General features: G+C 69.4%; 8 protein-coding genes and 1 pseudogene. 4 read left to right on the forward strand and 5 right to left on the reverse strand.

All coding sequences use genetic code 11. The features are described 5' to 3' along the window. The first annotated feature begins 306 nt into the window (after positions 1-306). Positions 307-2,088, forward strand: coding sequence for a glycoside hydrolase family 15 protein (locus ACQP2F_RS15010; RefSeq protein WP_433304438.1), 1,782 nt, complete (start codon positions 307-309; stop codon positions 2,086-2,088). Between the two features lie 9 nt (positions 2,089-2,097). On the opposite strand, the gene ACQP2F_RS15015 is transcribed toward ACQP2F_RS15010, so the two are convergent. The 3 genes from ACQP2F_RS15015 to ACQP2F_RS15025 are packed head-to-tail and all read right to left on the reverse strand — an operon-like array spanning position 2,098 to position 5,333. Next, entirely contained in the window at positions 2,098-2,559 is a 462-nt protein-coding gene (locus tag ACQP2F_RS15015) for a DUF427 domain-containing protein (RefSeq protein ID WP_433304440.1), read from the reverse strand. Between the two features lie 23 nt (positions 2,560-2,582). Continuing rightward, the gene (locus ACQP2F_RS15020) at positions 2,583-4,553 is read right to left on the reverse strand and encodes a SpoIIE family protein phosphatase (protein ID WP_433304442.1); all 1,971 of its coding nucleotides are present in this window, start codon (positions 4,551-4,553) and stop codon (positions 2,583-2,585) included. A 39-nt stretch (positions 4,554-4,592) separates the two neighbouring features. Beyond that, positions 4,593-5,333: an SDR family NAD(P)-dependent oxidoreductase gene (locus ACQP2F_RS15025; protein ID WP_433304444.1), complete on the reverse strand. Its 741-nt coding sequence runs from the start codon at positions 5,331-5,333 to the stop codon at positions 4,593-4,595. Positions 5,334-5,390: 57 nt separating this feature from the next. On the opposite strand from ACQP2F_RS15025, the gene ACQP2F_RS15030 reads away from it, so the two are divergent. Then, positions 5,391-5,990 carry a TetR/AcrR family transcriptional regulator gene (locus tag ACQP2F_RS15030; protein ID WP_433304446.1) on the forward strand — a complete coding sequence of 200 codons (600 nt, stop codon included), beginning with the start codon at positions 5,391-5,393 and terminating at the stop codon, positions 5,988-5,990. A 451-nt stretch (positions 5,991-6,441) separates the two neighbouring features. Here ACQP2F_RS15030 and ACQP2F_RS15035 read toward each other — a convergent pair. Together ACQP2F_RS15035 and ACQP2F_RS15040 are read right to left on the reverse strand one after the other, a co-directional pair. After that, a pseudogene (locus ACQP2F_RS15035) lies at positions 6,442-6,570 on the reverse strand (epoxide hydrolase N-terminal domain-containing protein); the annotation flags it as partial. Positions 6,571-7,111: 541 nt separating this feature from the next. After that, complete coding sequence (locus ACQP2F_RS15040) at positions 7,112-7,462, reverse strand: histone-like nucleoid-structuring protein Lsr2 (protein ID WP_433304448.1); 351 nt, start codon at positions 7,460-7,462, stop codon at positions 7,112-7,114. Positions 7,463-8,374: 912 nt separating this feature from the next. Here ACQP2F_RS15040 and ACQP2F_RS15045 point away from each other — a divergent pair. Both ACQP2F_RS15045 and ACQP2F_RS15050 read left to right on the forward strand, forming a co-directional pair. Next, positions 8,375-9,670 carry an IS256 family transposase gene (locus tag ACQP2F_RS15045; RefSeq protein WP_433304450.1) on the forward strand — a complete coding sequence of 432 codons (1,296 nt, stop codon included), beginning with the start codon at positions 8,375-8,377 and terminating at the stop codon, positions 9,668-9,670. A gap of 657 nt (positions 9,671-10,327) precedes the next feature. Beyond that, positions 10,328-12,670: an MMPL family transporter gene (locus tag ACQP2F_RS15050; protein WP_433304452.1), complete on the forward strand. Its 2,343-nt coding sequence runs from the start codon at positions 10,328-10,330 to the stop codon at positions 12,668-12,670. Positions 12,671-13,373: the final 703 nt, after the last annotated feature.

Consider the following 13,373-nt stretch of genomic DNA (forward strand, 5'->3'; position numbering starts at 1 on the left):
GCGCAGATCCGCGAGGCCCGTAACGAGCACGGCTGCCGGCGGGCGGACATCGGCGGCATCTTCCGAACCGGGCGGTTTCCGACTTGCGGCGCGTAAATCCTCTTGTCATATTCCTCCTGCCCGCGCTCGTGGGGTCGCCGAACAGCAAGACGCCGGCTTAGACACAGTGCCATCAATGTCGCGAGCCAAGCCATGGGGCCGCCGGATCGGTGCCGGGCATCCGTTACCGTGATCAACAATGGCCGATTCGGCGATTTCGTGATGATGCCTCGGGGAATCAGCCCGTCGTTACGGAGGAGGACAACCGTGGATCTCGCCGTCCGTGACGCCGCGGGCTACGCCGACCTGCGCTCCTACGCGGCCATCGGGGACACCCGCACGGTCGCGCTGATCGCCGGCGACGGTTCGATCGACTGGCTGCCGCTGCCCGACCTGCACTCGGTGCCGGTCTTCGCGCGGCTGCTCGACGGCCCCGGCGGCGGCTCGTTCGAGCTGTGCCCCCGCTCCGCCCACCGGGTGCGGCGCGAGTACGAGCACGGCACTAACGTGCTGGTCACGACGTACACCACGGCCACCGGCACGGTACGGGTCACCGACGCGCTCACGGTCGGGGTGACCGGGCCGCTGCCGTGGAGCGAGCTGGTCCGCCTGGTCGAGGGCGTGACCGGCACCGTCGACATGGCGTGGCGGGTCGCGCCGGGGACCGGGCTGGACACCGTGTCGCCGTGGGTGCACGACACCGGCCACGGCGCCGTGCTGCGGATGGACGCGGTCACCATGGCCCTGCGGACCGCCGGGGCCGGCCCGGTCGAGTACGACGACCGGGCGGCGTCCGGCCGGTTCACCACCGGGGCCGGGAGCCGGCACGTGCTCGCGCTCGTGTCCAGCCAGGGCGAGCCGCTGCGGCTGCCGGAGGTCCGCCGCAGCGAGGAGAACGTCGAGCACACCCGGCGGCAGTGGCGCCGGTGGAGCGGGCAGTTCACCTACGACGGGCCGTGGCGCGACGAGGCCCTGCGCAGCATGCTGGCGCTCAAGCTGCTCGCGTACGGGCCCTCCGGCGCGATCGCCGCCGCGGCCACGACCTCGTTGCCGGAGAGTGCCGCCGGCGGCAAGAACTGGGACTACCGGTTCGCCTGGCTGCGTGACTCGACCTATGCGCTGCACTGCATGCTGGCGTTCGGCGACTTCGAGGACGTGCACGCCAGCGTGTCCTGGCTTCTGCGCACGGCCCGGGCCCGGCACGCAAAGCTGCCGGTGCTGGCCCGCCTCGACGGCGCTCAACCGGACGGGGTGGCCCGGCACGACGTTCCCGGCTGGCGGGGGATCGGCCCGGTGGTGTCCGGCAACCCCGCCGCCGAACAACTCCAGCTGGGCGTATACGGCGACCTCTTCGACCTGGTCCACACGTACGTGGGCGCCGGTAACGTCTTGGATCTGGAGAGCGCGCGTTTTCTCGCCTCGGCCGCCGATCGGGTGTGCGACATCTGGCACCGGCCCGACGCCGGGATGTGGGAGCTGCCCGAGTATCGGCACTACACCAGTTCCAAGATGGCCTGCTGGCAGGCGCTGGACCACGCGGTCGACCTGGCCGCCGACGGGCACATTCCGGGCACACCGGACCGGTGGCGGCGCGAGCGTGACCGGATCGCCGCCTGGGTGCACGAGCACTGCTGGAACGCGGAACGGCGGGCGTACACCTGGTATCCGGGCACCCGCGCCCTCGACACATCGGTGCTCCTGCACGCCCGGCGTGGCGGATTCGACGCCGGTGACCGCATGCGGGCCACCGTGGACGCCGTCCTCGAGGAGCTGTCGGCCGGCCCGCTGATCTACCGCTACTCGGGCGCCGACAAGGAGGAGAAGACGTTCACCGCGTGCGCCTTCTGGACCGTCACCGCCCTGGCCAGCCTCGGCCGCCGGGCCGAGGCCGAGCAGCGGATGGGCGAGCTGCTGCCGCTGGCCAACGACGTCGGGCTGTACACCGAGATGATCGACGCGGAGGACCACTCGTTCTGGGGCAACGCACCGCAGGCGCTGAGCCATCTGGCCGTCACCACGGCGATCACCGCTCTCGCGGGGACGGAGTGACGGCGTCGCTCACCAGCCGGTCGTGCCCGGGCCGCCCTTGAACGGACCCACGATGCCGTCGGTGATCCAGCCGCCGTAGAAGTCACCCTCCTGCGGCCGCACCAGCTCACCGTCGACCCGGCATTCGTCGACCCGGCTGGGATAGAACGCCACGGCGCCGGCGATCTCCCCGTACGCGGAGGAAGGCCGCTCGTAGGACCAGCCGGCTCGCGGCACCCGGACGTCACCGACCACGACGTCCCAGTAGCTCGCCATGCCCTTGAACTCGCAGTATGAGCGGCCCGTCGCCGGTTCCAGCACGCCGGCCGCGATGTCCTCGCGGGGCACGTAGTAGACCGGTGGATGCGAGGTCTCCAGGACCCGCCGGCAGCGATCGCTGTCGGCGATCACGACGCCCGCGTGCACGACCGTCACCCGCGACCGGGTGAGCTCCACCCGCGGCGGACGCGGATAGTCCCAGACCGACTCCATCCGCCCACCCTAGCCGGGCCGCGTCAGGGCAGCAGATGATCGAGGCCGGTCAGGCTGAGCACCTGGAACGCCGGGCTGCCCGGCGGCGCGACCAGCTGCATGCCGGCGGCCGGCGCGCCGGCGCTCATCCGGTGCAGCAGCCGTACGCCGACGCTGGAGAGCAACGTGACCCCGGTGAGGTCCACGGTCACCGGGACGACGCCGCCCCGCCGTGCGGCCCGGACCGCCTGCTGCAGACGGTCGACCGTGGCCGGGTCGACGGCGCCGTGCACCTCGAGGACCGGCCGGTCACCGTCGCGGCGGTCGATCCGGAACGGCACCTCGTCCGGGTACGCCGCCGGGCCGGCGGGCACGGTCGGCACCGTGGCGATGCCGACCTCGACCGGCCGGCGGACCCGGTGGGTGAGGGTGACCCGGGTGCCGGGGTCGCCGGTGCTCACCTCGACGTCGTCGGCGAGGGCCCGCATCATCGTGAGGCCGCGCCCGCGGTCGCCCGGGTAGGCGGGGGCGGGTCGCCAGCGGCCTTGGTCGGTGACGGTCAGCCGTAGCCGGCCCTGCCCGTCGAGCGCGCCGGTGACCGTGAGCTCTCCGGACGGGTCCCCGCGGTAGGCGTGCTCGATGGCGTTGGCGGCGGCCTCGCCGACGGCGTGCTGCACCGCGACCGCCTCCGGCCGCGGGACGCCGAGCGCGGTCAACCAGTGACCGACCGCGGCGCGGACCGCGGCCAGGCTCTCCGGCCGGGTCGGCAACCGCAGATCGGGCGGCTCCGGCGGGTCGGCCGGCAGCTCGGCGACGAGCACGGTGACGTCGTCCCGGTAGCCCGCCCACCCGAACCGCTCGACCAGCAGCGCGCTCAGCCGGTCCACCATCAGCTCGGGCACCGTGCTGTGCGGCGCGACCGGCTCGGACAGCACTGCGGCGGCGACCCGGGCCAGGTCGGACCGGCCGCTGTCCAGCGTCTGCCCGGCGCGCTCGATCAGCCCGTCCGAGTAGAGCAGCACGAACTCGCCGGGGCGCAGCCCGTCGGTGTGCAGGAGGCCCGGCTTGCCGTCGGAGGCCAGCGGCCCGGTGGGTGCGCCGTCGAGGAACCGGCCGGCGCCGTCGGGGCCGAGGACCAGCGGTGGTGGGTGGGCGCGCGACGCGTACTGGAGGCCGCCGCTGTGCGGGTCGAGAACGACGACACCGACGGTCGCCCCCTGAGCGGCTTCCACCGATGCGGCGAGGGTGTCCAACCGGCCGAGCATGTCCAGGACCGAGGCGCCGGAGACCAGCGCCTCCAACGCGACCGCGCGAAGCTGGCCCATCACCCCGGCGGCCTCGGCGCCGTGCCCGACGACGTCCCCGACCAGCAGCGCGACCTGGCCGTCGGGCAGCACGACGGCGTCGAACCAGTCGCCGCCGGCCGCGGCCTCCGTCCCCGACACCAGGTAGCGGGCGGCCAGCCGCAGCCCCGGCAGCACCGGCACGCCGGCCGGCAACAGGCTGCGCTGCAGGGCCAGCACCACGTCGCGGGCTTCCCGGTAACGGCGCTCGGAGTCGTCGGCCCGGGCCTCGACGGCCTGCCGCTGCCGGACCCAGTGGGTGGTCTCGACGATGTGCACGACCATGCCGGTCACGCCGCCCTCGTCGTCGTGGGTGGGCAGGAAGGTGTACGTGTAGAAGTCTTCCTCGAGGTTGCCGTCGCCGTTGCGGTCGACGAGCACCCGGCGGTCGGCGTGGGACACCGGATTCCCGGTCGCGTAGACCTCGTCGATCATCTCGAAGATCTGCTGACCGGCCATCTCGGGAATGACCTCCCGGATCGGGCGGCCGATGATCCCGGGCCGGTCCCCGACGCTGGCCCGCGCCGCGCGGTTGGCCGCCACGACCCGGTGCCGCGGCCCTTCGAACGCCCAGAGGACGGCCGGCATGTGTTCGAAGGCCCGGGCGACCTCGGCCGGGTCGCCCGCCGGGTGTTGCTGCTCTACCACGCCGCCCAGGATCTCACCGGTCACCCGGCACCGCTCGTCAGGGCGGTCCGGCAGCGGCCCGGTTCACCACGGATGGGGATGGGCGTCGCGGAAGAAGCCGCCCCGCGGGCCGTCGTCGGGAAGGGTGGCGGCCCAGACGACGCCGGGCGCGCTCTCCGCCGCCGGGCGCGCGCCGGTCGACTCGGCGCCCGGCCAGGTGGCGGTCAGATCCGGGTCGACGGCGTTGACGACGAGGGGCGTCTGCGCCCATTCGGCGGCGAGACTCGCGGTGAGAGCGAGCAGGGCGGCCTTGCTGATCCCGTACGAGGCGGCGGTCCCACCTCGCGCCGTGAGCCCGTAGTCCGGGTCGCCGTGCGAGCCGGCGCCGCTGGCGACGTTGACCACGCGGGGATGCTCGGATGCGCGGAGCAGCGGCAGGAACGCCTGGATCACACGCCAGGTGCCGTAGAGGTTGACGTCCATCACCGCACGCGACTTCTCCAGGTCCGCGCCGGAGGCGGTCTCCGTCCAGTCGACGTAGCCGGCAGCGTTGTTGACCAGCACATCCAGCCGGCCGTGGGCGGCGCGCACGGCCTCGGCGGCCGCGGCCACCTGAGCGGCGTCGGTGATGTCCAGCGGCGTTTCCAGCGCGCGCAGATCCGTGTCGCCGCGGCGGTCGGCGGCCGCCCGCGCGGCCGCCGCCGGGTCACGCCCGGCGATGAGCACGGTGCCGCCGCGTCGCGCCAGCTCGACCGCCACCTCGATGCCGAGCCCGTGCGCGGCGCCGGTGACGAGGCAGATCGGAGTCTCCGTCCAGGGCGTCATCGCTCCTCCTTCACCGACGGAACGGACCGCTCCGTCACATGTTGGTACGGTAGGGGAGTGACCACCGGAACGGCAACCTCGGGGCGGCGACTTTCGCGCGAGGAGCGCAGCAGGCGGATTCTCGACACCGCGGAACGGCTGTTCTACCCGCGCGGCGTGCACGAGGTCGGCATGGACGAGCTGGTCCGCGAGACGGGGCTGGGCAAGGCGACCGTGTATCGGCTCTACCCGACCAAGGACGTGCTGGTCGCGGCGTACCTGCGCCGGATGGCCGACCGCATCCTGGCCGAGATCGACGGCCAGGCCGCCGGCGCCGACCCGCGGGCCGCCTTGCGCGCGGTGCTGGACGCGATCGAGACCGACGTGCGGCGCGACGGCTTCCGGGGCTGCGCGTTCAACAACGCGAGCATCGAGTTCCAGGACCCCGATCATCCCGCGCGGGTCGAGGCGCGCCGGTACCGCAACGAGCTGGCCCGCCGGCTGGTCGAGCTGAGCGTGGCCGCCGCCGGCCCCGAGCGTGGCGCCGCCGCCGGCCACCAGCTGGCGGTCCTGGTCGACGGCGTCTACACCAACGCGGCGCACCTGGGCCCGGCCGGCCCGGCCGCCGCCGGCCTCGACCTGGCCCGGCGCCTGGTCGCCGACCTACGGTCGCCCTGATGGCCGGAGCTTGCGGGCGAACGCCCGGATGTCGGCCGCCAGCAGGTCGGGCCCCCCCAGCGGCGAAGTGACCACCGCGCGGCATCCGGGGGTAGCGATGACGTTGTAGTTGCGGGCGGCCCAGCTCCTCGGGGGTTGGACAAGGTCGCCGGGGAAGACGGCGACCCCGGTCGGCGCCGTGACCAGGATCGGGCCGGGCGGATACGTCCGGTGTTCCCAGTACGGCCGGAAGGTGGCGGCGACGGCGCCGGTGAACCAGTCGAGGCTTGCCTGAGTGAGGCTCGGGGGTGGACGGGAAGCCGGGCAAGGCGGGGACGATGGCGGTGAACGCGGGGCCGGGGCCGGATCCGTAGTCGGACGGACGGGAGAGTCGCCGGGCGACCTCGACCTCCTCCAGGAAGGTGCTCTGCCAGCCGTGGCTGAGCACGATCGGCACGGCATCCGTGGTCTCGCCGCCGAAGCGCGCGTAGTGCACGGACGTCCCGCCGAGATCCGCGTAGCCGGAGGGAAGCGCATTGATCGCGGCGTCCTGCGCCGGCCAGTCGAAGCCGTCGGCCCAGTAACCGGACAGGCGGCGCAGCTCATCCCGCTCCGTCCCGGCGTCCCAGCTCGACCTCCGCGCGGGTCACCTGGTCGGGATCAGCTGCCGTCCCGCGCGACCGTGAAGGCAGTGCGGCACCTTGTGTCACAGGCCGTGAACCGGCCGGCCCGAGGCGTGGTGCACGCCGCCCCGGGTGGCGGTGGATCCGATGTCGAGTGCGAGGACCAGCGGATCCAGCGCTGCCTTGAGGTCGCGCCATCGTCGTCCCGGCCATGGCAGTCCTCGCGGTCGGCCGCGCATCTTCTCGCAGTATAGTGGGGCCACGCATGTCGTCGCCCGGTACCGCCGACTCAGCTCAGGGTCCATTACCGGTTGACGCCGGCGCAATTTTTCGCCCGATTTTGGCCTTTTGAACGGGCAGCTGCTAGCGGGGACCGCAGCTGCAGGCGCATGTCGGCGTTGATCCGCTCTCCTTTAGCAAGACGCTACAGAGTTGAGACGCCGTCGCGATTTCTCCCCCGAGAAGTCCGCAACGGCGTCTCGTTGTGCCGCCTCTCCTAACGGAGATCCCGCTGGCAGGTCAGCGAGCAGCGTGAAATGCCTCGACCACAGAACTGGGGATCCGACCCCGGTCAGACACCTCGTGGCCGTTATTCTTCGCCCATTCCCGGATCGCCTGGTTCTGATCACGGCTGGACCTGCTGGGCTGGGCTGCCCCTGTGCGGGACGTGATACCGCGGCCAGCCGCCGGTCCTCGGCCGATTCTGGTTGCCTTCTCGAGGTACGGGTCGAGAACCTTACGGAGTTTGCCGGCGTTCTTATCTGACAGATCGATGGTGTAGTTCAGCCCGTCGAGCCCGAACTCCACGGTGCGATCTGCTTCGCCGCCGTCAAGATCGTCCGTCAAGAGGGTAATGACTTGCTTCGCCATGGATGAACACTCCCGCTTCCATTACCGGTTCAGTTGCCGTCGTATCACGTTCCATCATAATACCAATCAGGGACCTTATAGTGAACCGCCACAGGTGCTGGTCGGGCCGATGACAAACCTCGACGGAGGGCGACCCTAGGGTTGATCTGACGGATCGTGGCGCGCAACTGTGGTCGATCGTTCTGGCGGCGTGGCTGCTGCTCTAACTGATCGGAAAGGGAAACGTCTGGAGCCGTTGCCGCCCGGCATAAATGCGCAGCGCAGTGGCCAGCAGCGTGACCATCGGCAGATGATGAACGGGATCTGGTGACGAACGGAGGACGGCGCGACGTGGCGTCGCGGGCGGCCCGACGGATTGGGCGCTCGCGCGAGGCCTGAGCACCAGAGCGCATCTGCTCGCCGAAGGATGCGGCCGCAGTCTGGTCACCGGATCGCAGCGGACCACGCTGCAGACACCAAAGACCGGTGGCGTTGCTTGACGCCTCAGCGTCTCCCGACCCGCTGGGACGAGGCTGCCCGGCAATGTCTCGATAAGCTGACTGTCGACAACGCCTATGGCTCCGGCGCCCACCGGTCGCTGACAGCACGCCCGGCTCCGACACACCAGCCGGAAACAGGACGACGATGCGGCTGGTCGGCCGCGCTCGCCGACCCTCGCATGGCGGCATGTCACGGTCAACACTGACCAGTATAGGAACCGCGACCCGATCCAATGGGCCTCCACCCCTCCAGGCAAGTTCGCTATAGGCTGCGCAATTGGCGAATCTAAGTCGGCGTTTCGCCGCGGAGCTCGACGGTACGGGTAGCGATCATCCGCTTCGTCGACGAGCGCCATGGGGTCGTTCGCCGATCGGGCCATCCATGGGGTCTGTAAAACGAACGGTGTGACTCCTGATCAAGGAGTAGCACCTGATGACGGACCCAGCGATCACCGTGGATACTGCCGCGGTGCTGAAGAAGATCAAGCCAGCCGACGAGGGTGTGGACGCCGAGCTGGTCGGCCGGCTGGTCGAGCAGGCCCGCGCAGCGGGCCTGCAACTGACCGGTGAGGGCGGGCTGCTGCAGCAGCTGACCAAGCGCGTGGTGGAAGCCGCCCTGGACGGCGAGCTCGCCGATCACCTCGGCTATGACAAGGGCGACCCGGCCGGCAACAACGGCCAGAACTCCCGTAACGGCAGCCGCGGCAAGACGGTGCTGACCGAGGTCGGCCCGATCGACATCAAGGTCCCGCGTGATCGGGACGGCAGCTTCGAGCCGCAGATCGTCAAGAAACGCCAGCGCCGGCTGTCCGGGGTCGAGGACATGGTCATCTCGCTGTCGGCGAAGGGCCTGACCATCGGCGAAATTCAAGCTCACCTGGCCGAGGTCTACGGCGCGCAGGTGTCCCGGCAGACCATCTCCACGATTACCGACAAGGTTCTCGAGGCGATGGCCGAGTGGCAGAACCGGCCGCTGGACCCGGTCTATCCGGTGATCTTCCTGGACGCGATCCACGTGAAGATCCGCGACGGCAAGGTCGCCAACCGGCCCATCTACGTGGCCTTGGCCGTCACGGTCGAGGGCACTCGCGACATCCTCGGGTTGTGGGCCGGTGACGGCGGTGAGGGCGCCAAGTTCTGGCTGCAGGTGCTCACCGAGCTCAAGAACCGCGGTGTCGCCGACGCCTGCATGGTGGTCTGCGACGGGCTGAAAGGGCTGCCGGACGCGATCGGGCAGACCTGGCCCCTCGCCGTGGTGCAGACGTGCGTGATCCACCTGCTACGCAACTCGTTCCGTTACGCCGGCCGGCAGCACTACGACGCGCTCGCCAAAGCCCTGCGACCGGTCTACACTGCAGCAACCGAAGCCGCCGCCAAGGCCAGGTTCGGCGAGTTCACCGAGGCCTGGGGCGACCGCTACCCGGCGATCGTCCGGCTCTGGGAGAACGCCTGGGCCGAGTTCGTGCCGTTCGTCGCCTTCGATGTCGAGATCCGCCAGATCGTGTGTTCCACGAACGCGATCGAGAGCGTGAACGCCCGCATCCGCCGCGCCGTGCGGGCCCGCGGGCACTTCCCGAACGAACAAGCAGCACTCAAATGCGTCTATCTGGCGATTATGAGTGTGGACCCGAGCGGCACCGGACGGCGCCGGTGGGCGATCCGCTGGAAACCCGCCCTGAACGCCTTTGAGATGACCTTCGAAGGCCGCCTCAACCCGACCCACAACTAACCGGCGTTACACCGTTCGTTTGACAGGCCCCATTCATGAGCGTGTTGCGCGCGACTTACTCCGGGTTCTTGTCGGTGTCGGGTCGCTACGCCGCCAAGTCCCGACCGCCGTCAACTCGTCAGGTCGCGGACGAGGCGGTGTGCCCGCCCGATAAGTGCAGCGCACGGGTTCAATGACAGTGTCTCTGGCATCTGCAAGCTGCGCGATGCGCTGACCCGGGCGGATGTATCCATCGGCCGGGACCATTTTGCGTGGTTGATGCGTCGGCTCGGCCATGCGGGAATCCGTCGTATGGCCGAACGCACCAGATAGTCGACAGTAGTGCGGTGCGGCTGGCGGATTTTGTGCGCCGGCAGATCATGGCGGCCCGGCCGACTCAGTTGTAGGTGCGCGACATGACTTCGGTTGTCCGTGCGATGACAGTGGTGGTCGTCGCTTAGCCGATCCGGGTTGGGTGAGTAGCCAGCTGGTCGGTGCGCAAGGCTCCGGTGGCTGTTGTGGCGCCGTGACTCGATCGGCGCGCGCCGCTCGAGGGCGCGTAATGCGGGAGCAGCGGTGAGCGAGCTTGTCCGATTGGGGCGCTTCGACGGTTCCTGCTCCGAGGTGTGATAGACGCTCGTTATCACGGTGCGCCGATCATGACTTGGACGGCTCGGCATGGCATACAGCAACGTGATGGACACCGGTGAAGCAGCCGGTTATATGCCGAACAAACAGGGAGTTGGCATGTCCATCACTGTTGAGCGTCCGCCCCACGGCGGCGAAGATCCAAGTTCTCGGGCGTGGCGTCCCCACTCGGAGCCGGTCGTCAAGGTGGGTCCGCTTGGGCGGCTCGCCGGCTTTGCGTACCGGCGACGGGGTGCTGTGCTACTCGGCTGGCTTGTCGCGCTGATCGCGATGACCGGGCTCGCGATGACAGTCGGCGGTGATTTCGAGGCGGACTATTCCGCACCGAAGTCTGACTCCAGCGCGGCCCAGCAATTGCTCCAACAACGCTTTGCCGCCCGGTCGGGTGAGGAGATCGACGTCGTGGTCACGGTGGCGGCGCGGCGGCCCGACACGCGGGCCGAGGTGGCCGCTCTTTTCTCTCAACTGGCTCGGATGCCGCACGTCGTCGAGGCCTCCAGCCCTTATTCTTCACGAGGTCTCGTGTCGGCGGACGGCACAGTACTGCTGGGGCACCTGCGCCTCGACGTGACCGACGCGGCAGACATGCCGGTTTCCGACACCCGGCAGTTGCTCAGTGTGGCCGAGAACAGGTCGGTGGACGGAATGACCGTGGCTCTGGGCGGCCAGGCGGTGAGTGCAGCGGAGGAAGCTCCGCTTAATTCGGAGATCATCGGTATCGTGGCCGCCGCCGTAATCCTGCTGATCACATTGGGTTCGGTGGTCGCGGCTGGCCTCCCCATCCTGGTCGCTTTGGCCGGACTCGGGGTTAGCCTGTCTGTCATCCCCCTGGTAGCACTTGCCATGCCGGTGCCGGACTGGTCGACCTCATTGGCGGCGATGATCGGCATCGGGATCGGCATCGACTATGTGCTTCTCATGATTACTCGCTACCGGGAGTGGCGAGCGGAGGGGCTGAGCGCCGAACGGGCCACGGTCGCTACCGTCGATACGGCCGGGCGTGCGGTTGTGGTCGCGGGAAGCACTGTGGTGATCAGCATGCTGGGCTTGTTCGCGATGGGCCTGTCCTTCATGCGCGGGGCCGCCGTCGTCACGATCGCGGCGGTGCTCGTGGTCATGGTGGCGGCGGTCACGCTCTTTCCGGCCCTGCTGGGTTATGTCGGGCGTCATGTGGAGCGTCTGCGCCTGCCCGGCTTCGGCAATCTCTTCAGCGCTGGGCGAACCACCGGCCGCGGATTCGCTCGCTGGGCCGCGTTGGTGGAGCGGCGCCGTTTTCTCGCGGCCACGGTGGGTGTGGCCGTGCTTGTGGGACTGGCGCTTCCGATGACCGGTGTCCACTTCGGTTTCCCCGATGCCGGTAACGACCCTGCTGGCACGTCTACTCGAGCGGCCTACAACATGATCGAGTCCGGGTTCGGCGCCGGCGCGAACGGTCCGCTGCTGCTTGTTGCTGAAGTGTCGCCTGGGCGCGGCGTGACCCAGCTGGATGCGCTGGTGACCGGTGTGACGGCCACTCCCGGCGTCGCCGCGGTCCTGCCCCCGCAGCTCAACCAGGCGGGGGACACCGCCGTCATCACGGTCCTACCCGTGACCGGTCCGCAGGATGCAGCGACCGGTGACCTCGTCCGCGTCCTTCGTGATCACGTCATCCCTGCCGCAGCCGAGGGCGCGACCGTTCATGTCGGCGGAGTTACCGCAATCTCTCTCGACGGCACCGCGAATGTCGTCCGTCGGTTGCCCCTTCTCATTGGCGGCGTCGTTCTGTTGTCGATGCTGCTGCTTCTGGTGGCGTTCCGGAGCCTGGTGATCGCGGTGAAGGCAGCGATGCTGAATCTATTGTCGGTTGCCGCGGCGTATGGCGTGGTTGCGTACGTGCTCGAGGGTGGTTGGGCCGGGCACTTGCTCGGCATCGACAATCCCACACCGCTGCCCGCGTTCATTCCGGTGCTGATGTTTGCCATCCTGTTCGGTTTGTCGATGGACTACGAGGTATTCCTCATCAGCCGGATGCGGGAGTCCTATCTGCGCACGGGTCGTCCGGGCCCAGCAGTGACGTCGGGATTGGCTGCCACGGCCCGCGTCATCACCGCGGCCGCCGCCATCATGGTCGTCGTCTTTGCAGCGTTCGTGCCCAGCCCGGAGATCTTTCTCAAGATCATCGGAGTTGGCTTGGCCACTGCTATCCTCGTCGATGCCACCATTGTGCGGATGGTTCTGGTCCCAGCGGTGATGTTCGCCCTCGGGCGGCGGGCCTGGTGGATGCCGCCCCTACTCGAGCGAATCCTCCCTCACCTTCACGTCGAGGGTCATGCCGCAGCACATCTTCCGGCGGCGGAGCCGCAACGCCCCCTGATCAGCACGCGCGTACTGTGAAATCAGCCGCCGACTGGGATGACCACCGCGATCCAGCCATCGATCAGGTGAACCATTGCCTCCCTCATATTCGAACGGAAGGCGATGTACTCCTCCACAGGTGCCACGACACGGCCGTACCTCGGCCGGGCGCTGGAACAGCACCTCGGCATCGCCCCTACCGCGCATGGACCGCAGGTGTCGTTGAGCTGATGCAGACCACGGGCCGCGCCCCACGGTTGCTGCCCGCCACCGGGCTGCTCGTAGCCGCGTGGGAGCCAGTATCCCGGAGGTTTCCAGGCGTATCCGGGGCCGGCGACGTGATGGCGATCGGGCACACGGGCTCCGCGGGATGGCTGGCCTCGGCTGGCATCAAACCGCAGGTGTCGGGTCGTCAGCAGCCGACTGCCTGGCCCCAGGCACCCGCGACGACGGGCGTTAGCGGCGTTAGATGACGTGCCCCCCGGTTCGTCGGACGGGCAACGTTGTGGCCGTCTGGCTGCAGCGGTGGCAGATTTCGACGGCATGTGGGAATCAGCAGCTCCTGACTAGCAAGGTTAGGAGCTGCTGACTCACCCTTCGGTACCGGTTTACCGATCGGTTGTAGCGACCAAGATTGCTGTCTTCAGCTGGCGGGACTCAGGTGCCAAACGATAGTCCCTCTGGTTTAGGCGTACAACAACTCGAACTGACGGATCACGTTGAACGGGGCGCGCATGGCGAA

The organism is Actinoplanes sp. CA-030573, assembly GCF_050951115.1.
Classification (GTDB): Bacteria; Actinomycetota; Actinomycetes; order Mycobacteriales; family Micromonosporaceae; genus Actinoplanes.

What these genes read in the sequence shown, in the direction of transcription:
- ACQP2F_RS15050 (WP_433304452.1), top strand. Translation starts at nt 10,328, where the DNA reads ATGGCATACAGCAACGTGATGGACACCGGTGAAGCAGCCGGTTATATG.
- ACQP2F_RS15045 (WP_433304450.1), top strand. Translation starts at nt 8,375, where the DNA reads ATGACGGACCCAGCGATCACCGTGGATACTGCCGCGGTGCTGAAGAAG.
- ACQP2F_RS15015 (WP_433304440.1), bottom strand. Translation starts at nt 2,559, where the DNA reads ATGGAGTCGGTCTGGGACTATCCGCGTCCGCCGCGGGTGGAGCTCACC.
- ACQP2F_RS15025 (WP_433304444.1), bottom strand. Translation starts at nt 5,333, where the DNA reads ATGACGCCCTGGACGGAGACTCCGATCTGCCTCGTCACCGGCGCCGCG.
- ACQP2F_RS15040 (WP_433304448.1), bottom strand. Translation starts at nt 7,462, where the DNA reads ATGGCGAAGCAAGTCATTACCCTCTTGACGGACGATCTTGACGGCGGC.